This is a genomic window from SAR324 cluster bacterium (assembly GCA_029245725.1).
Classification (GTDB): Bacteria; SAR324; SAR324; order SAR324; family NAC60-12; genus JCVI-SCAAA005.
The window spans coordinates 1-20,594 of the sequence record JAQWOT010000133.1; the positions used below are offsets into that span (position 1 = coordinate 1).

Consider the following 20,594-nt stretch of genomic DNA (forward strand, 5'->3'; position numbering starts at 1 on the left):
TTCCATACAACACGAACCCTAGATTCTAAGGCCTGCTTGAGTATTGATTCAAATCCGATTTCATAGCAAATGGCTGCCAAGATGGAACCTCCTTCTGACAACGGAAGCAAGTTGAGTTCACTACCGGGTAGGTACCGACGAGCATTTGGAAGCCAATCTCTTAGGAATGGGAAACTCTCTTCCCCAGGTAGGTATTCACCGAAAGGTACCAACTTTTGCTTTATTTGTGAGGCTCTAACGATTCCAGTTGAGCCAATCATTTGAGCGACATTGTAATAAGCGAATTGCTCCCCCCGAATCACTTTGGGATCATCAACTGTGCTAGATACCATGAAAAGAGGACGCTGCCACTTTACAACTGCCTGTCTAATCTGTTGCCTTTGCTCCACCTGATCCACCCAAGATAGTGGAAATGGGACCTCGGGCCAGAAAACTGCTTCAATGTTTGGGTCAGTCTGAATCAATTCATTGCTTTGCTTCAAAAGACTTAGCAGCTGTTCTTTTGAAACGGGATTTTCCTCATCTGGAATCGAGGTGAAATTAGGTTGAACCCAGCCAATTTGTAATTCTTGGAAGGGTCTCTTTTTACTTCGGTGTAATTCATAACTACCCCAACTGAAAATGATAACTGGAATGAAAGTGATCAAAATTAGATGATTTCTCATCCTCCGATAGTCATGCTTAAATCGTAAAAAGCTATGTATAATCAGCCAGTTGACCCAGATCAACAGTAAATGCAAGGTTGGGGTTCCTGCCCAATGAACAACCTGTAACCAAGCAGCCTGTTGGCCGAGGGCATGGACAGGAAAAACGGGAGCAAGAGATGGGATCCACTCGATCAAGCAAACCCACAATAATGCAGTTCGTAACGCTCCAGCTGGTTTTTCAATCCAGTGCAGACGGGCTATTAGTAGCCCGAAAATCAAATAGGGAATGCTAGCAATGAGACAAAGAAAAAACCAAAAAATGATTGAGATCCACCATGGTAAACCTGGTTGATAAGTCAGCGTGGTGTGAAGTCCCCAGGTTTGACTGATCCAGAGAATTGTTCCAAAACACCCACCAAGCCATGCTCCTTGCTTAGGAGTTGCTCCATACAGAGCTAGGCCAAGAGGGACCAAAGAAACCCAGATTAGAAAAGATGTGCCGCTCCAGTTGAGTGTAGGAGAGCAGATGGATAGGAGCCCCGTTGATCCTAAGGCAAGGATCGTTCGGTTCTGAGGGAGGAAGGCTTTGGGCAGCGGCAAGTTGTCTTATTGCAGGGCAGCTTGACGGACCCAATCTTTTGGTTCCTGCTGGATCAAAAAATCGAATTCGTCAGGACTGATTGTCCGAATTGCTCTCGCAACAGTTAAACGCAATTCAGGATCAGGGTGATCATGAAATTGCCACGCTAGATCACGCACGGCCTTTGGTTGATCTGCCGAAAATGCTGAAGCGTAGGCTTCCAGTCCGTGGCGCAGCAGAAGAGGTGGTGCAGTCGGCTGAAGCAAAGATTCCAAAAAAGTAGAAACCTCTGGAGTGGGATAATGCTCTAGAACTCTCAGAGCACGAAATCGGTAATAATTGGGAAGGTAATCATCTTGAATAATACTAAGTAAGTGAGGAATCTCTTCCTCACCCAGAGTTGTGTAAAATTTAGGAGGGTCCCAGTGGCGGCCTTCCAGGCTCTCCTTCACTTGGCTGTAGGAAACTTCAGCTTGGACAGGAAAGACAAATACGAACGTCCAAATGCTGAAGGCTAGCCAATTTGAAAAACTCCTCATGATTTCTCTTTCGTTGGTGCTTTAAACAGGGTTACTTTTGTTTGTTCGCCTTGGAGCGCGGCTCGAATCAGGGTATTTTCCCCTACCATCACTTCGACAACGCATTTTGTACTTTCACTGTAAAATCCTGCTTTGTCTCGGATGCTAGTGAGGGATCGAACCAGGCGATTTCGATTGCTTCGCCATTCAGTGATTGTGGGGTCATCCATGAGCAGCAATGCAAGGCATTTCCCACCTTGTTCAAAATTTGCCCTCACTTTTAATAATTCAGGATACTCCTTGTGAACTTCTTTGACAAACTTCATCGCAGGTGTGTCTTCATCATCTTTTTCTTTATTTTCCCCACTACCACCTGATACCTTTTTCTCTGAACTTTCTCGTCCAAAATCCATATTTCCATCTTTAGGTTTTGGACTATTGAGGGGCTTTTCTTCCACGGAAGCCGCTGGTTTGTCTTCCTTAAAGACTTCCTTGAACAGATCGGTGTAGGTGTTGATGATAGCGATTGTAATTACCAGGAGAAGTATGATTCCTGCGATAGCTAAAATTCTCTCCAGTTTCATTCCATCCCCTCTTTGCGGCTAGAGTAGCCATGCTTCAATTCGTGAGTTCGAACTCCAATAAAGCTCGTGAGTTGGAGGAAATTCTGCAAATTTCCATCCAAATGAAACCACTAGAACTGATGGAGATTCAGACAGATGATCTTACAGAATTGGTCGTTCATAAAGCCAGAAACGCCTTCCAGTTAAGCCCAACCCCACTGCTTGTCGAAGATACTTCTCTGTATTTTGAGCAGTGGGGGAATCTACCTGGACCACTCATCAAGTGGTTCATAAAGAGCCTCACCCTAGAAAAATTGGTGGAATTATTGTCTCAGGGAGAAAACCACAGAGCTCGTGCAGTCTGCGTCTTAGCCTTCACCTCTGATGGAGAAAAAGTCCATTGCTTTGAAGGAGAAGTGTTAGGTGAGATTGTTGCCCCAAGAGGTAAACATGGATTTGGATGGGATCCAATTTTTCAACCGATTGGCAGTCAAAAAACTTTTGGCGAGATGACTTCTACTGATAAACAAAGCTTCTCGATGCGAGAAAGGGCAGCAATAGCGTTTAAGCAGTCCGCAATAGCGCAGGCAATGCAAAATTGACATTTTCATCAACAAGTTTCAACTCTCTTACACTATGTTGAGGAGCTAACTCACAAAGCTTTGCAACGATGCTTTGTACTACGTCCTCGGGAGCTGAAGCACCAGCTGTAATGCCAATAGACCTCACCCCCATCACATCAGCTCTTTCAATCTGAGACGCCTCCTCGACCCGGCGAGCTTCCGTGCCCTGCGCCTTGGCAACCTCAACCAGCCTCAGTGTGTTGGAACTATTGGACGCTCCGACTACTAGAATTCTCTCTACCTGAGAAGCCAACTCCTTGACGGCATTTTGACGGTTTTGAGTTGCATAACAAATGTCGTCTTTCGGAGGGCCTTCAATGCTTGGGAAGCGTTGCTTTAAGATCTTTATAATCTCAGAGGTGTCATCAAGTGAGAGGGTAGTCTGTGTCAAATAGGCGACTTGATTTGGATCAGGGAGTTGAACTTTTTCAGCATCTTGAACAGTTTCAATGACGATCATTTGCTCTGGAGCTTCCCCCATTGTCCCTTGGACTTCAACATGATCCGCATGGCCAATGAGCAGAATAGTAAAGTCTTTGCGGCGGTAACGCTGTGCCTCTCCATGTACCTTAGTCACAAGTGGACAGGTGGCGTCAACTACTTCCAAACTTTGTTCTTGGGCTTGTTGTCGTACTGATGGGGATACTCCGTGTGCAGAGAAGATAGCATGGGCTCCCTTGGGGATGTCCTCGATTTCTTCAACAAAGATCACACCTTGAGCTTGTAGGCGTTCTACAACTTGCCGATTGTGCACAATTTCATGGCGTACATAGATAGGCGCCCCCCACTTTTGGAGTGCCTTTTCCACAATCAGAATGGCGCGATCAACTCCAGCACAGAAACCGCGAGGACTAGCGAGCACAATTTCCAGCTTTTCTTCATTCATTGCATCACAAGTGTAAACAGGTCAGGGAGAAATATTCTATCATTTCTGAGTTCCTGAAGATTAATGTGCTTCTAGCCAATTGTCACCCAAACCGATTTCTACGACAAGTGGGACTTCCAAGACGATGACATTTTCCATTTCTTCTTTGATGATCGAACTAGCTTTTTGTATTTCTACCTCAGGTACGTCGAAAACCAACTCATCGTGAACCGAGAGAACCATTCGAGTATCCATTGCCTCCGAACGGAGTCTTCGTTCAACAGAAATCATCGCAAGCTTAATAATCTCAGCCGCACTCCCCTGAATTGGAGTATTGATTGCTGCGCCCTCTGCAAGACGCTTTGATAACCCTTTCCCGTTTATGTCTGGTATCAGTCGCCTGCGTCCCAGAAGAGTACTCGCATAACCCTCTTTCCGAGCTTTTTCGAGAAAATGTTCCTGCAGAGCGTGAATAGTGCTGTAGCGCTGAAAATATGCTTCAATAAAATGCTTTGCTTCTGCTTTGGGGGTTTGGGTCACAATGGAAAGTCGCTCTGGGCCCATTCGATAGATTAGTCCAAAATTGACTTCCTTTGCCTTGGATCTCTGTTCTCTAGTCACTTCTTCAGGCTTAACCTGGAAAATTGTAGCAGCTGTCAATGCGTGGATGTCTCTTTCATGTCTGTAGGCATCTAAAAATGTAGGGTCTTTTGAATAATGTGCGGCAACGCGAAGTTCTATTTGGCTATAATCTGCAGCTAGGAGTTGATTGCCAGGTTTTGAAGGCAAGAAAACCTTACGAATGCGGCGACCTTCGGCACTTCGAACTGGAATGTTTTGTAGATTTGGATTGTCTGACGATAGCCGGCCTGTTGCAGTCGAAACTTGGTGAAAGGTTGAGTGAATTCTTTTTGTTATTGGGTGAACGTAAGTCGGTAATTGATCGATGTAGGTGTTTTTGAGTTTGTTTAAAGAACGGTAGTCAAGAATGGTTCTGGGAAGTGGATATTCACTCATTTTCTCCAAAGTTTCTTCATCGGTGGAGAGCCCCATGCCAAGTTTGATTTTTTTGGGTTTGATACCACAGGCTTCGTGTAATTTGAACTTTGCATACAGAACTTCCTGGAGTTCAACCACAGAGTTTAGATTGAACTCTTGGTCTGCAATGCTTTGAACTTTGGATCTCAATTCGTTCAATCTTTGTTCAAATTCTTTTGAGATTTCTGACAATTGTTTGGTGTTTACTCGTATTCCCTCGTATTCCATTTCGGCAATAGAGTGTGCAAGGGGCAACTCCAGGTATTGAAATAAATCTGCGAGTTGATTCTGCTTTAAATGCTTCGATAAGCTCTCCCAAACCTGCAAAGTAGCTGATGCACGTTCTCCAAAATACTCCCTACGTTCTGGATCAGGTTCAGCCAGCATCGAAAGCTGTGCAGAAGAATTGCTTGGCAGCTGTTGAGTCAGTTTTTTGTTAAGACGCCGCTGAACAAGGAAATCTAATTCGAATCGTTTCTCTAAAGAATCTGTCAGATGAGCAGCAATCATCAAATCACCAACAATACCCTGAACTGATATTCCCTGATTCTGGCAAAGTTGACACATCTGTTTCAGATCACCAACTACTTTTGGGACAGTGGCATCTTCAAGAAGCTCTTTGAGTTGCTTTGGAATTGTCTCACCAAATGGCCAGTAAATGGCTTGTTTGCGCTGGGCGCTTAGGGCTATTCCCATCCATAGGACATCATGCTGATTAATAAAAGTTGCGTCAGCAACCATCGCCAGAGGTTTTTCCTGTGTGATTAAGACAGAGGAAAGCCAGTCCTGCCAGGAATTCTCCCCAATGATGTCTGTTTCAACTTCGATGGGTTCCAGGGCAGAAGGATTTTCCTGTTCGGAATCAGTTGGTAGGCTTGGTTTTTCGAGATGCTTTGCTGGACTAGATTTAGAAACTGCCGTTAGGCGCTTCAAAAGCGTATTGAATTCAAGTTCTTCAAGGATTTGATGAAATTCGACATTATCAGAAAGCTTCATCTCACTTGGCTTCAAATCCTCGAGTTGAATGCTCAAGGGTACTTCTCTGAAAATAGTTACCAATTCCCGCGAAAGAATGGCGGCCTCACGATCTGTCTCCAGTTTTGTGCGGAGGGAAACACTCTTGATGTTAGCTAAATTCTCGTAGACTGAAGGAATAGATCCAAATTCTTGAATTAATTTAATAGCTGTCTTCTCTCCTACTCCTTTCACTCCAGGAATGTTATCGGAGCTATCACCCATTAGTCCTAAAACTTCGATGACTTGCTTGGGCGTACACCCAAATTTGTTGAAAACACCAGCTTTGCCGACCCGATCACCGTTGTGGTTGAGTAATGTGATTTTGTCGGTGATTAATTGCATGTAGTCTTTGTCACTGGTGACCATGACACCTTCCAAATCCGACTTGAAGCACCAATGCATCAAGGTGCCGATGATGTCATCAGCTTCGTAGCCAGGTATGATCAGGTAGGGTAAATGTAAGGCTTCAACCAGTCTTGGTAGATAAGGCAGTTGTTCCACCAAATCTTCTGGCATTTTCTCTCGTGTCGCTTTATAGGCCGGAAATCTCTGATGTCGGAATGTTGGTTCGCTTGAGTCAGAAGCAACCGCTAAGTATTCAGGTTTGTCTTCCTCTAATATTTTAAGAATTTGCTGAATTACTCCCCTTAAACCACTTGTATTGAGACCTTTTGAATTGATCAAGGGGTTCCGAATCATTGCAAAATAACTACGGTAGAATAGTGCCATCGAGTCAATGGCGAAGAGGCGTGAGGATGCTGACATCTGTTATGCTTCAGTAATAGCGGAGGTGTGAATCAGTTGTGACGATCGGAATTTAACTCCTTCAAAAGTGCATATTTTAGGAAGGTGTAAAAGAATGTACTAAAGCCTGCAATGAGTCCCGGAAAACCATCTCTGAATCCTTGTCGCAGAAAATAAAGACGAATGAATGCAACAAGCGGATTGAGGAATAGGTTCCAGTAGTGGAATTTCTTGTTTCTTCGAGAATAGTCTTCTGCTGAAAGTTTCGCATAATTCAGAGTTTTTTCGAAGTGATGGTTTATATTTCTGTAGGAATAATGGATGAGGGGCGACTCAAGAGTAAAGATTGAAACCCCAGAATTTTTCAAAACTAAATCCTCATGAACAATTTCTCCCACCCATTCTGGATTAGAACAGCGATTGACCAGTCGAGTTTTAACATCTGGGTACCATGCATAATTCAAAAGGCGGCCTAGATAGAAAGTTTTGCGTTTTAAAGCAAAGGCTTTTGACGGATCTGATGAGCTGACTACTAATTTGATTTCTCTTGACAACTCTGTTGACAATTCTTCGTCAGCATCAAGAAAAAGCAGCCAATCTCCTGAGGTGATTGTCAGCGCATGGTTTTTTTGCTTTGAGTAACCTAGCCAGCTTTGAATAGCAAATTTAGCCCCTGAATCTTTTGCAATAGACTCAGTTCGATCTGTTGAACCTGAATCCAAAACCAAAACTTCAATTTCCAGCTTTGACTGTTTAAGTTCTCTTAAGCTTTCAAGTGTCCTGGGTAAATTCTTTTCCTCATTTAAAGTGATAATGATGACACTTAAATGCATTGGTGGCTGGATGTAGAGGGCAAAGAATAAATGAGATAGAATTTGTTGAATCGTATGGTTTGTCTAGGATAGACAGACTAGACAGCTGAAGAGAAATTACCTAAACAAATTTTTTCCAGTAAGTTTTGGAAAAGAGGTCTTACGTGCTGTTGTTGGAACTTGATGCTCAAATCTATCTCAGCCAGATACACTTGAATATTTTCGAGTTCGGTTAGAGTAAAGCCTTTGGTGTTCTGGAGTAGTTGTCGTCCAAGAAACGGATGGATACGCAGTTTGGAAAAAATTTCTGTTTCAGAAAGCCGCTCATTCAAAAAATATTTAACTATTAGAAGTCGGCGGACCTGAGAAGTTAGAACACCGAAAAGCTTTACACCATCTCTGGGATTTTCTTTGAGATGAGTTTCAAGAAATTCTAGAGATTGAGCGAGTTCTTTTTTTGAAACGCTCTCGCTTAGAGCATATACAGAATAGTGTTTATGGCCCTTTACAATCTTAGGAATTTGATTTGTATCAACGACTGAATCAGCACCTAATAAGAGGTAAAGCTTTTCTAACTCATGGTCCAAATCATTAAGATTGTTACCAACTAATTGAATTAATTCGATAGCCACATTTTCAGGAATCTGCAGTCCTTTACTCAATGCACGTTGGCACGTCCATTCAATTGGTTGATCGTTATCATAGGCTACAAACTTACGAACCCTGCCACCTTTCTTACAAGCATTTAAAAGGGGTTTGCTTAAATCATTCTCACGAATTGTCTGACTACAAAGGATTAGACAGATTTTCTCCAAGGGTGAGTTGAGAAAATTTAGAATAGCATGAAACAACCGTGTTTCCTTGCTTTTGTCACTTTGACTTCTCGGATTCTTTATCCTTTCAATATTGTCTAGACGCAACACTCGGCTTTCTTCTAAGAAAGGAAGTGATTCAAGACTTTGAATTAACTCGCTAAGTTGGCCTTCATTTTCACTTCCCTTCAAAATTTCTTCAACACTGAAGCGCTGAAAACCAAGATCACGTGTGTCACATGGTAAGATTTTATTTATGAGTTCAAGTACCTGCTCATCTATCAGGAGGTTTTGATTACCATAGAATAAGAATACCTGTGGATCGCCTCTCATACGGTTTATCGCTCATGAAATCGAGAAATTTTCTGTCTCACTTCCATGGCTGATGCAGCTTCATGCAAAGCAAAATCTGCAATCTCTTCTGCCTCAGAGAGAGTAAACATTGACATCCGTTCCTTAACTAGAGGAATCAAAGATGCGCTCATTGAAAGTTGGCGTAATCCCAAGCCAACTAAAATGACACTACCGTCAGGGTCTGAAGCCATCTCTCCACATAACTCTATGGGCATATTCACCTCTGCACAATTCTTGGCCAAATGTTTAATAATTTGGAGAACTGCTGGGTGTAGTGGGTCATAAATATCTGATACATTTGAATTATTACGATCTACTGCCAATACATATTGTGTTAGATCGTTTGAGCCAATTGAGCAGAAATCTATTTCTGACATCATTTTGTGGCTAATGAAAATTGCAGCGGGTACCTCAAACATCACACCAATTTTTAGCTGAGGTGCATGATATCCCTCTTCAATCAATTCTTGCCGACATTCCTCATAAATTCCCTTGACACCCTTAACTTCTTTTAGATTTGTAATCATTGGGAACAACAGTCGAACATTCTCACACCCTTCCGAAGCTAGGAGAATCGCCTTTATTTGAGTTTTGAGAACCGCCGGGTGTTTCAACTGTCTACGAATTGCTCGAAAGCCTAAAAATGGATTATCCTCTTTTTGAAATCCCATATAGGGCGCAGCTTTGTCCGCTCCTAAATCAAGAGTTCGAATAACAACTGGGAAATCACTTGGTACCCTTTCAATGATTTTTCGATAAGTTTCACATTGATTTTCAAGGGAGGGGTAGCTGTCTAAAGATATAAAATAAATTTCAGAACGGTATAACCCAATGCCCTCAGCTCCAAAGTGTTTTAGCTGTAGAGTCTCACTTTCTAGGGCAACATTTGCCAAAATGTGTATACGCTCTCCGTCCTTAGTTAAGCAGGGGAGAGTTCGAAATCTCTCCAGTTGGCTTCGATGGCGATCTTGGGCTACTAGTAGTGCGGAGAAACTCTCAATAGTTTCCTCACTCGGTCGAATAACTATTAAGCCATCTCCTCCATCAACAGCAAGCATATCTCCCTCATGAATTTCATGAAGATACGCTTCACTAACGCAGATTGCAGGGATCAAAAGGGATCGTGCAAGGATAGCAGCATGTGATACAACCCCACCGCTAGAAGTGATGATCCCTTTAATTTTTGTACTATCGATGCGGGCTATATCACTTGGTAGAACCTGCTTTGCTACCAAAATTCCCTCTTTGTCTGTGATCTCCCCGAAGCTATGACCCAAGTGGTGTAGCAACCGAATTCCGACATCTTTAAGATCCTGGCTTTTCTCTCGCAGATACGGATCTTCTATGTTGCTGAAAGCGATTAGGTATTCGTGGATGACTTGGTAGATAGCCCATGCCGCACTATTGCCCTGGCCGATGTACCCTTCAATCTTTTCCTGAAAAACAGAGTCTTCCATAAACATAATATGGGCATGGAAGATTGCGGCCTCATCAGGACTCACTAATCCTGAGAGTCGGTCAATCAAGCCTAGGACATCTTTGATTGTTTGGTCCAGGGCAGTACGAAAAGCTTTGTTCTCTTCATGAATGCTCCATGGAGACGTCCGTACTGGCTCTTCCATTGAACCTTGTTCAAGAACAAGCGCTTTTCCTAACCCAACACCTTCGGCTACTCCTTGACCTCGAAGCGTATATGTTTGAGGCACTGGGTGAGAGAAATCAACTAAGGTGCTGCTATCCAATTCCTTAATCAACAAAGCCTTGGAGACAAGGCCCGCAATTTGGGAGGCAATGGTTGTCATCAAACGTTCTTCGTTTTCTGAAAAACTTCGACGTTTGAAGGTATGAACCGTAAGTACACCGATGGCACGGCGGTAGATCAGAAGTGGGACTCCCAGAAAAGACTGGTAGACTCCCTCACCAATATTCGGGAATAACTTGAATCGAGGATGTTGATGCATCTCGAGTACTTGTAGAGGACGAGATTCCTGCAGCACAAGACCGGTGAGTCCTTCATCAGGTCTCATGGTAACGGCATCGACAGCCTCTGGGACTAAGCCGATTGTGGACTTTAGCCGTAGTTGATTTTCTCGTGCATCGTAGGCGTAGATCGCGCAGGCATCGACCCTCATGCGCTCCGCGATCATTTTGGCAGTTTGTTGAAGTGTTTCGTCTGCGTTATGGGAAGTAGTGATGATTTGGCTGACGTCAGCCAAAATTTGTAAGGCAGCGTCCTGGGATAGTTGGATCTGATTCATTGCATACTAAATTGAAATCATAATGCATTCTCATCAACCTCACCGGTTCGAATGCGAAGTACCTTGTTCAATTCATAAACAAAAATTTTCCCGTCCCCGATTTTTCCCGTCTTGGCTTTGTCTTGGATCACATGGAGAACTTGTTCAAAATTTTCGTCTGACACTGCAACTTCTACCTTGATTTTCGGTAGAAAATCAATCTCGTATTCTGCCCCACGGTAAAGCTCTGTGTGGCCCTTTTGTCTCCCAAAACCCTTAATTTCTGAAACGGTGAGACCTTTGATCCCGATCGCAGCTAAGCCATCTTTCACTTCATCAAGCTTAAAAGGCTTAATGATCGCTTCAATCTTTTTCATCGCCTACTCCTATTATTGAACTTAGCAATTACCCTCCCCGGACTTTGATCCTTAACCTTTCTTCAACGCTTGTGCCAGTGCATTAATTCTCAGCATTGATCAGGGGTGACAGGGAAGAATAAGTATAGGATCTTGCCTAAAATTTAGACAGGATGCTCAAATTCTTGAAGATCTCATCTTATTTTTTTCGACTTATTCTGTTTTGTTTAGCTTTATTTTCCAATCTAACAACAATCCTTCGTTTTCAGGCAGTGGATATTGTTTTTCATCCAGCCTGATTTGTACTACCTCAGTATTACCAATGGAAAGGGTATAAAATTCTTTAGCTGTTTCCCAACTTAGAAATTCGCCAGCCTTCAGATAATGAAGGGAAGGTTGATCCTTATCAGATTGGACAGCTATCCAAACAGATTCCTCTGCTCGCAATTCAAGGATTGGAGAAATGGAACGATTTTCTGTGGGAGCTAAATAATTAGCTGATGATTCTGCCTGAATAGTTGGTTTGATTTCTTCAGTTTCAACACCTTGTTCCATCGTGATATTAATCATTTCATTTTGGCTAGTCTCATCTCCAGATCTCTTTCCCTGTTCATCAGAAAGATTTTCATCAACTTTTGATTCAGTGATGCCCTCACTTGTCACACGAGTAGTTGCTTCAGTTTGTGGTGCATCCTTCTGCTCGTCCTTGTTTCTAGAAATGGAGTTTTCTTTATCAGAGACAGTAGTTTCAGTGATATTTTCAATACTCTCAACTGAATCCCAAGAATTCAGTTGCCAAATCAGTAAAAGCGCAGCACCCAATCCCAACCCAGAGATCCATTTGCGAAGATTAATACTCTTTTGTTTGCTTTCTAAGGGATCCAAATGAACAGGCGTAATTTTTTCTTCAGATGTAGGTCTTTGCTCAATAACTTCTTTGAACAACTCTAATTCTGATGGGGGCATCTGTAAAAACTGAAGATAAATTCTCAAAAAACCTCTCATGAAAACCTTGCCTGGTGGGGCTTCCAGATTTCCTTCTTCCAAATGCCGAAGAACAAGTACGTCTAATCGCGTTTGACTGGATACATCTTCCAGAGACCATTCTTGAGAAATTCGGTGATTTCGGAGAAGCTGGCCTAATTGCTGTTGATTGGAGATATTTTCTGAGGAGTTAGCCATTCAGGTTCTTTTGTCAACTTTCATGACTTGTTCGTAAATCAGACGGACTTTGTCAGAGGTTTGTCCTAAAGTACTGGTGATATCATCAAATTGCCCTTGGCGAGGGAGAAGAGTTTCCAAATGCAACGTTTGAGTTCTATTGAAGTTTAGGGTGTTTACTGACTGGTCAAACAAAAGACGAAGAGCTGTTTCAATTTGCCTAATCCAGCGATAAGCTTCTTGTAAAAAAGTGGCTTCATATGAGGAAATAAGCGCTTCCTTTCTAATAACTTCCAAAGCTTTCAACGTCTCGGGAGTACGTAGTTTGGGAAATCTTTGAACAAACTTTAATTGAAGATACTGTGTCAAAAATTCAATGTCTAGTAAGCCACCCTTCCCCTCCTTCAAGTTCTTTTGTTCAAAGGTCTCTCCTGAAAGTTCTTCTTCTTTGCGTCCTCTCAGATAGGCGATTTTCAGATGCAGATCATCTGGAATTTCCCATTCATAAGCTGATTTTGATAACAACTTGTCTACAGATTCTCTCCACTTTTCATCTACGTCCCCTCCTACTACCCTAGCTTTAATAAGTGCCTGATGTTCCCAGGGCTTTGATTGTTGATGGTAAGCATCGAATGAACTAATCGTTGTAACGAGTACGCCTGCATTTCCAGAGGGTCTCAACCTTGTATCTAATTTGTATGCGTACCCACAACTAGTAACCGAGGACAGAAAAGATATAATGCGCTGAATAAGTTTTGCGTAAAAGAGTTGATTAGATACTTGTAACTGCCCATCAGTTTCTCCAATACCTGAATAAAGAAAAATAAGATCTAAATCGGAATGATAGGTTAACTCTCTCCCCCCAAGCTTTCCCATGCCAACAATACTGAATTTTGCAGGTTCCCCATTTTCATCTCTCGGTATGCCATGACGCTGAATGAGGTCGCGAAAACAAACTTCATGAGCCTTTTGAAGAACAATCTCAGCAAGTATCGTCAAGCCTTGACGTGCCTGATTGTATTCAAGAAGACCATCTAATTCTGCACTGCCTAAGAGGAAGGTCTGGGTATGTTTGAAGCGTCGAATGGCATCCAATTCCTCTTCCTGATGAGCGCATTTATCTAAAGCTCTGTCAACTTCTTCCTTCAAATGTTTAGCATCAATTCGTAATGCTTTAGGCTCAAGTTTGTTCAGCAAGTCTGTGTTTGTCAGTAGGTGGTTCCACAAGGTGTCACTGGTTGCAGCAATCGAGGCTAAGCGACTCCAAGAGGCTGGATGATCGAAAAGGGGCCTGTATTTCTCGAGCTGTGCACCTATGGTTTCGAAAAGTCGAAAGAATCGCTTGTCTAGTAGATCTTGTCCAGATTGACGAAGGATAGGAGTGAGTTGTCTTGCCAATGACTCCAGTAAATGAGCCTCTTCAGGTTTGAAATTCCGGAGTCTTGTGCTGTTGCGAAGTGCTGCCTCAACTTCAAGATGCTTTTGGTCAAACAAACCTCCAAAGATGCTGCGGACTTTTGCCATGGTGTTGCGGAGATGATGAAACATGCTCTGCCGATCCGCCTCTGCATTTGAAGAGTAGAACCCCATCATCCGTGCAAAGCACTGTTGCTCAAATTGAGTACTTGGCAAAGTGTGAATTTGCTGTTCATCGATCATCTGTAATCGATGCTCATACTTTCGTAAGATGAGGTAGCACTCTCTAAGTGTACTCCCATCTTCGACAGAAAGAATACCTGCTTGGGTTAGGGCAGATAACACCTTCAAGGTATTTTGTTCTCGCAACTCAGAGCGGATGCCTCCATAAAGCAATTGAAAAATTTGAACAAAAAATTCGACCTCTCGAATCCCACCAACACCTAACTTTACGTTGAGTTGACTCTCCCGAAGATGCTCTTTTTCAATCTTTTCTTTGATCTCAACAACGCCTTCTAGAAGATTTTCGTCGACACTTTTTCGGTAAATATAAGGGTTGATGGATCTGAAAAAAATCTCACTAATTTCCTTGTCTCCAGCAACATAAGATGCCTTAATCAAGGCTTGTTGCTCCCAAAGTGCTGCTCTTGACCAGTAGTAAGCCTCTACCTGCTGTAATGGTAAAACGAGAGCTGAGGTATCACCACCAGGACGCAAGCGCATGTCAACACGAGCTAAAAAACCTTCTTCTGTGTGCTCGGTGCACCACTCAATAAAAATTCTAGCAATTTTTTGACGCAGCTTTTGATCTTTTGCTTCATCGCCTGTGATGGGATTTTCATCATGAACAAATATCAGATCAACATCGGATGAATAATTTATTTCTTGGCCGCCCAATTTGCCCATACCTAGGATGAGAAAAGGTGGCCGTATTCCATTTGCCAACAGATCTTTGCTTGAAAGTTCAAACTGTTTAGCCTCCAAAGTGGCTGCACGAAATGCCCAGTCAAGTGTGATTTTTGTCAACGATGTAAGTTCTGCCAAAATTACTTCTTCTGTTGCGAGATTTAGCAAATCACGGACGGTCAGTCGGTAATATTCTTGGTATTTGAACCGTCTGAGGAGATTTCTCAGATCTTTAGAACGCCAGATCGTTTGAGAGTTAATTCTGCTAATCAGAATCTTTGATAGTTCATCATCGAATCTGGGTCGGTCTAAATTGTTTGATTCCTGTAGTTCCTTAACCCAACTTGGATAGCGAATCAGTCTTCTGGAAAGAAAATGGCTATAACCAAGGACGGCTAATGATTGATTGACAACTGATTCATTGCCTTCAAGGCAATTGGGAAAATATTCGAGTAGATTCTCTAGATCAGCTATTGCCTGCTGGGGGAATGGAGAACACATAATCCAAGACTTTAATCCAGGAGAGATTTTTAAACCTCTCTGAGAAATTGATTCAAATCCAGAACTTAGTTGTTCTTCATGATTGGGTTCTACCATGAATTTATTAGGGTCTTTATTTGGGTGTTGGGATCCGACTTTTTCTCAAAGATTTAACTTTGCTAGATTCTAGGGTGGGAAGTCTAAAAACAGCTTTGTGCACTTTTTGCAAACCGACCCGAACCAATAAAATTTTTGCAAATTCACTGTAGGATATGAACAAATTTAAGCTCCAAACAGCGCTGAAAGTTCGCGAGAGACTTGAGAAACTATACCAAAAATCCTTTGCTGAACAAGTACAGGTCACCCAGAGATTGACGGATCAATTGAATATTTTGGAAGAAGCATTTCAAGAAAACAATTCTGCTGTCGATCTAGCTAAGCGAAATGGTTTCACGATTGCTGACTTGGCTGGAGCGAATGGATTCGGCCAGCGGCTGAAATATCACCAAAATGTAGTGCAAGATCAAATGATTGAACAGCAAGAGTTGATGGAACGTCGCAGGCAAGAACTGGTTTCGGCAACTCAGCAGAAGCGCGTTCTGGAGATTTTGCGTGAGAAGCACGAACTCAGACAGAGGGAGAAGCTTCAAAGAGAGGAAACTTTTGAGTTAGACGAAGTTTCACTGAATCTAAGACGTTATCGTCAGGAATCCTAATTCGAAATAGAACACATCAGCCAATGTTTCTTCATTCACATCGTATTTCTCTTCAACTCATGATGCCCTTGCTGGTAATCTCTCTACTGGTGGCAAGGCCCGCTTATAGCATTCCAACCACTCTTGAAGAAGGGCAACAATGGATTGGGGAACTGTGTGCAGATTTCGGGATTGAATTCTGTGCGTATGTCACTCAGGAAGATGAGGTGGCTGCAAAAAAACCTTTGAGGTTGACTGCTACAGAGCGTCAGGTTCTAACCAGATTGGTTGAGCAGCAGGAAAATCTAGAGAGAAGAGGACGTGATCTTGATCGCCGCGAAACCCAATTACAGGCCCTTCAGGAGGACGTTCAACGGCAGATAGTTCAACTTGAGCGAATACAACAGGATATTGAGCAGTCGATTGAAACGAAGAAGGCTCAGGATATTGAGCAGCTTGAAAAAGCTGTTTCTTTTTACACTCGGATGGATCCTGCAGCTGCAGCTTTATCAATAGTAAATTTAGATCAAAAAACAGCTGTGAATATCTTAATGAGAATGAAAGATAAACAAGCATCTGCAGTACTAGAGAGTATGACTGCAGAGCGATCCTCAGAATTGATAGACTCAATTGCGCGCAAGCGCTAAAAACTAGGAGCCCCAAAGATGATAGATGCCTTACAACTAGCTCCCACTTCTAGCAAATCTCCGTTGGCAAAGAAGCTTGAACCATACAGTAGTTCTTTCAAGGAAACTTTGCAGCAGGCTGATGGTTCAGATCAAGAATATTTGGAAACAAGTTCAAATGTGCGTGATCCTGTAGAAACCAGACCAGACAACCGAGAAGAGATCCGTAGAAAGATAGCCGAAGGTAAGGAGAGCAAAGGTGATCATCGTATCAAGATTGTTGACTCAGATGAGGAGATGCCACGGGGACCAGAAGAAATAGCTGTCTTGGAAAGAGCGTTGCGAGCACTGGATGAGAAAGCCAAGGTACTTGAGTTTAATGACAGTGAATTTGTTGGCGGACTTACTGAAGAACAATCAGTAGAACTGGCTAGATTGCGAGCACTGATTGAAGGTTTGCTAAGTGGTAAAAAACCTTCTGAAGAATTAATTGCTGAAGATCAGGAAGCTTTCACTGCACTTCTAGCCACCCTGAATTTAGAGGAAGGTGATGCAGCTAGACTAGAGCGCGATCTTGGATTTTCTGGATTTGGAGAACCGACCGGAGAGGAAGTGCGCAATGACGGTAGTATCACTGTGAACGGTTTTGGTAGTGGTTCTAGTTCTCGAGCTAACGATCCAAATCTCGGCGAATTAAAAGAGAAAGTTGGGGACAGTTCAGAAAGTGGGAATCCTGATCTTGAACTCGTAGCCCTCAAAGAACGTAAGAATTTGATGAATTTGACAGAAGCGCAGAAAGCTGAAGAACTTGATGCCAATGATCCTAGATTCAATTCTGGCACAATTGATTCTGATCGCGCTGAAATGAGTATCGAAGAACAAATTCAGATGGCTAAAGCAAACCGGCTTGTGAATCAAGAATTGGAAGCTGCTACGAAAGCGGCTTTTTCTAAACAGGAAATCTTAAAAAACTCGTCAGGATTAGCGATTCATAAAGATTTGACGCAGCAACAAAAGCTTGAAGAAATCCTGATGCATCAACATGTTGATGGAAAGAATCTTGAGGCAGAACAAACTTTAGAATCACTAAAAGCTCAACAAATGATTCTTGGTGGCAATACTTCAACTAATGCCAATTCCATCGACCATGCCCGCTTAGCCACATCGATGAGTGGATTGAATGCCATTGCTCTGGAAATGCAGCAACAGCGTGAGAATGCAAGTGTAAAAGATTTTCTCAACAATGGAGAACAGGAATCAAATAATTCTGGCAATCTCCCCCAAAGCCAACTCTCAAAGATTGCATCGGCGTCTGACGCCAAATCTGCAAGTGGTATGACCTTTGCGCAAGTTGAGGATTTGTTGGCAGAATCTCCGTTTGATATGTCTCAATTGACGCGCAATCTTCGGAAAGGTAGAGAAGGAGAATCCCAAGAAGTGACGTTGCGTTTGCGCCCTGATGAGTTGGGGACATTGACAATGAAAGTAAAGCAGCTTGGCGATCGCTTGCAGGTTGAGATGCAGGTTGAAAATCCTCACGTGAAACAACTTGTTGAATCAGATCTGGAACAACTTCGAAATCGTTTCCTTGATAAAGAATTTAATTTCTCTGAAATGGAGCTCACTGTGAATATTGATGCACGCTCAGACGCAGATTCACAGGCGTTTGCGAATCAGGGCCGTTACCAGGAGGATACAACGGCAGTCAGTCAAAAACAAAGATTGAACGCTGCTCAGGAGAGTGCTTCAGTAGTTCGTCCACAAACCCGCTCAGACGGCAGCTTGAACCTCTATGCTTGATGCAAAAAGGAGATTTTGATGAATATCAATGATGTCAATCAAACTATTAATGTTGCGCAGACATCCCAACGTCAACTGGCCACTAATAATTCAAAAGATGGCAAAGAACTTGGTAAGCAGGACTTTCTGAATTTGCTAATGACACAAATGTCCCATCAAGATCCGATGGATCCAATGAACACGGACAGCATGATGCAGCAGATGGCTTCACTGGGTACGGTGGAACAACTCCAAAATCTAAATGCTAAGACCGATTCGCTGCTGAATTATCAAGAACAATTGATGCGTTCAGGTTCTGCTGGTTTCTTAGGTAAGGATGTAGAGGTTCAAGCAAAAGAAATTCAACTGATGAACGGAGCATCCGCCCCAGTTTCTTATGAACTGGTTGGTGATGCAGATGAAGTTGTTATTCAAATTATGAATGACATTGGTGATGTCGTTCGTCAAATCCCCCAAGAAGCAAGAAGTCAAGGTCATCACAATGTGCTCTGGGATGGCATGGATAACGAAGGTGACCCTCTAACTGATGGCACATACTCAGTTAACGTGGTTGCCAGAACACAAGAAGGAGCATTTGTAGATACTCTGCTCTCAAAGTCAGGACAGGTTCAGGATATTCGTTTTGAAGGTGGAGGTGCACAAATCAAAGTGAACAATGAGTGGATCTCAACAGGAGATATCAAAGGATTGGGTGATAAGACAGATCGAAGATTCGCACAAGCCCAGCCGATGCCCCTGCATACAGAACTGCAACTTCGTCAAGCTTATGGCCGCTTAAGAGACCAAGAATAAATTCTTTCCCCATAGCAACTAATTAGGAGCAATTCATGGCACTACTTGGATCATTGCAAACAGGCGCCAGTGGCGTTCGAACTCACGGAAAAGCGATGGCTGTCGTTGGTAACAACATCGCAAATGTCAACACCTTTGGCTTTAAAAGAAATGAAGTTGCATTCGAAGATGTAATGGGGAATGAGTATCCTCAGGGAGCATCTTTTACTCAGGTCACTAATGGGGTAAAAATCGGTGCAGTGAAGCAAGACTTCACTCAAGGCACCTTTGAAAATACAAGTTCACATACGGACATGGCAATTGGTGGAAATGGGTTTTTCACTCTAATCAATCCTAGATCAGGCCAGGAAATTTATAGTCGAAATGGTCAATTTACTTTTGACAAAGAGGGTTTTCTTTCCACTGAACGCGGAATGCGTGTACAAGCAATTGAAGTTGATCGAAACACCAAAGAAAGCAAGGGTCTGCCTGGATCATTGAAAGTTTTAGGATTAGTGGACCCGCCTCAGGTAACAGGTAACGGAGCTGATGGCACTGGAATTCGAGTATCCGCAAATTTGGATTCAAATGCAGTAATCAAAGATGTCCCTTTTGATCCGACCAATGTCCGTGACTCGATGTACAACTTCTCGACATCAGTAACGGTCTACGATCGATACGGAGACCCACATACAGCCACGGCAGCCTTCAGAAAACGCCCTGACTTGCCAGAGCAAATCGATCCAGCAACTGGTCAGCCAATTCCTGGAACAGGTGTGATTAATCAGTGGGAGTACTATCTAATGTTTGATGGTGGTTCGATCGGGCAGATGCCAGGGAATCAAATTGCAGTTGGTGGAGGCTTTCTGCAGTTTACTGAAGATGGAAAGTTGATCGCTGCAACTAGTGGCAGCTTTGAAGCTCAACCTGGAGGAGTCGATGCTCAAGGGAATCCTCTTCCATCAGGCCCCCCTAGATTAGTTCCCCAGCCTGTTGACCCGGAGACTGGAGTTCCTCAATTCGCAGTACCGTTCAATGGTGAAACTCCTGTTGTGATTGGTGTTCACTTAGGTGATGGTTACAACCCTGATGATCCCACAGATCCTAGAACTGGGCTCGATGGCTTAACTCAATTTGCAGGTCAATACTCAGTTAGCAAAGCCAACGCAGATGGTAATCCTTCTGGACAACTTGAAAATATCTTTGTGGAACCAGATGGCACAGTTAATGGAGTATTTGATACAGGTTACAGCAGGCCGGTAGGCAGACTGATCCTGACAAAGTTTGACAATCCCGGCAAGCTGATGCAGATTGGTGATAATATGCTTCAGGAATCTCTTGGAGCAGGTAAGAAAGTTGCGGGTGAACCGGGCACACCAGGATTCGGAGAGGTGCGTAGCAAGAGTCTTGAGCAATCCAACGTGGATCTGTCTCTAGAATTTGTGAAAATGATCGAATCGCAAAGAGCTTTCCAAGCGAATGCGAAGACCGTCACCGCAACTGATGAAATGATCACGGACCTGGTGAATATGAAGAGATAATTCTTGAAGCCTCTGTAGGGGCCATCAACACA

General features: G+C 43.0%; 17 protein-coding genes. 6 read left to right on the forward strand and 11 right to left on the reverse strand.

Annotation, left to right across the window (positions count from 1 at the left end):
• The 3 genes from P8O70_05960 to P8O70_05970 all read right to left on the reverse strand — a co-directional run.
• Positions 1-1,247 (reverse strand): hypothetical protein (locus P8O70_05960; GenBank protein ID MDG2196421.1); only part of this gene is annotated, 1,247 nt, incomplete at its 3' end.
• Positions 1,248-1,253: 6 nt separating this feature from the next.
• A complete protein-coding gene (locus P8O70_05965; GenBank protein MDG2196422.1) occupies positions 1,254-1,766 on the reverse strand; it encodes a HEAT repeat domain-containing protein in 513 nt (170 codons plus the stop codon).
• Positions 1,763-2,329: a hypothetical protein gene (locus tag P8O70_05970; GenBank protein ID MDG2196423.1), complete on the reverse strand. Its 567-nt coding sequence runs from the start codon at positions 2,327-2,329 to the stop codon at positions 1,763-1,765. Before P8O70_05970 ends, P8O70_05965 begins: the two co-directional genes overlap by 4 nt.
• 29 nt (positions 2,330-2,358) lie before the next feature.
• Between P8O70_05970 and P8O70_05975 the strand changes: the two genes are divergently transcribed.
• Positions 2,359-2,910, forward strand: a complete 552-nt coding sequence (locus P8O70_05975; protein ID MDG2196424.1) for a non-canonical purine NTP pyrophosphatase — start codon at positions 2,359-2,361, stop codon at positions 2,908-2,910.
• Here the strand turns inward: P8O70_05975 and ispH are convergent.
• The 8 genes from ispH to P8O70_06015 all read right to left on the reverse strand — a co-directional run bounded on the left by ispH (position 2,873) and on the right by P8O70_06015 (position 15,150).
• A complete protein-coding gene (gene ispH, locus P8O70_05980) occupies positions 2,873-3,817 on the reverse strand; it encodes a 4-hydroxy-3-methylbut-2-enyl diphosphate reductase (GenBank protein MDG2196425.1) in 945 nt (314 codons plus the stop codon). The genes P8O70_05975 and ispH overlap by 38 nt on opposite strands.
• 60 nt (positions 3,818-3,877) lie before the next feature.
• The gene (gene polA, locus P8O70_05985; protein ID MDG2196426.1) at positions 3,878-6,616 is read right to left on the reverse strand and encodes a DNA polymerase I; all 2,739 of its coding nucleotides are present in this window, start codon (positions 6,614-6,616) and stop codon (positions 3,878-3,880) included.
• Positions 6,617-6,648: 32 nt separating this feature from the next.
• Complete coding sequence (locus P8O70_05990) at positions 6,649-7,428, reverse strand: glycosyltransferase family 2 protein (protein ID MDG2196427.1); 780 nt, start codon at positions 7,426-7,428, stop codon at positions 6,649-6,651.
• Positions 7,429-7,505: 77 nt separating this feature from the next.
• On the reverse strand, positions 7,506-8,552 hold the full coding sequence (gene holA, locus P8O70_05995) for a DNA polymerase III subunit delta (protein ID MDG2196428.1): 1,047 nt from the start codon (positions 8,550-8,552) through the stop codon (positions 7,506-7,508).
• A gap of 5 nt (positions 8,553-8,557) precedes the next feature.
• Positions 8,558-10,831, reverse strand: coding sequence for a phosphoenolpyruvate--protein phosphotransferase (gene ptsP, locus P8O70_06000; protein MDG2196429.1), 2,274 nt, complete (start codon positions 10,829-10,831; stop codon positions 8,558-8,560).
• Positions 10,832-10,848: 17 nt separating this feature from the next.
• Complete coding sequence (locus P8O70_06005) at positions 10,849-11,187, reverse strand: P-II family nitrogen regulator (GenBank protein MDG2196430.1); 339 nt, start codon at positions 11,185-11,187, stop codon at positions 10,849-10,851.
• Between the two features lie 192 nt (positions 11,188-11,379).
• The gene (locus tag P8O70_06010; GenBank protein ID MDG2196431.1) at positions 11,380-12,111 is read right to left on the reverse strand and encodes a DUF4115 domain-containing protein; all 732 of its coding nucleotides are present in this window, start codon (positions 12,109-12,111) and stop codon (positions 11,380-11,382) included.
• A 237-nt stretch (positions 12,112-12,348) separates the two neighbouring features.
• Entirely contained in the window at positions 12,349-15,150 is a 2,802-nt protein-coding gene (locus P8O70_06015; GenBank protein ID MDG2196432.1) for a hypothetical protein, read from the reverse strand.
• Positions 15,151-15,401: 251 nt separating this feature from the next.
• Here P8O70_06015 and P8O70_06020 point away from each other — a divergent pair, with 251 nt between their 5' ends.
• From P8O70_06020 to P8O70_06040, 5 genes are read left to right on the forward strand one after another with little or no spacing between them, the layout of a single operon-like run.
• The gene (locus P8O70_06020; GenBank protein MDG2196433.1) at positions 15,402-15,845 is read left to right on the forward strand and encodes a flagellar FliJ family protein; all 444 of its coding nucleotides are present in this window, start codon (positions 15,402-15,404) and stop codon (positions 15,843-15,845) included.
• 23 nt (positions 15,846-15,868) lie between these two features.
• Positions 15,869-16,471 carry a hypothetical protein gene (locus tag P8O70_06025; protein ID MDG2196434.1) on the forward strand — a complete coding sequence of 201 codons (603 nt, stop codon included), beginning with the start codon at positions 15,869-15,871 and terminating at the stop codon, positions 16,469-16,471.
• 18 nt (positions 16,472-16,489) lie between these two features.
• Positions 16,490-18,250, forward strand: coding sequence for a flagellar hook-length control protein FliK (locus tag P8O70_06030; GenBank protein MDG2196435.1), 1,761 nt, complete (start codon positions 16,490-16,492; stop codon positions 18,248-18,250).
• 18 nt (positions 18,251-18,268) lie between these two features.
• Entirely contained in the window at positions 18,269-19,042 is a 774-nt protein-coding gene (locus P8O70_06035; protein MDG2196436.1) for a flagellar hook assembly protein FlgD, read from the forward strand.
• A gap of 35 nt (positions 19,043-19,077) precedes the next feature.
• A complete protein-coding gene (locus P8O70_06040; GenBank protein MDG2196437.1) occupies positions 19,078-20,562 on the forward strand; it encodes a flagellar hook protein FlgE in 1,485 nt (494 codons plus the stop codon).
• The last annotated feature ends 32 nt before the right edge of the window (positions 20,563-20,594 follow it).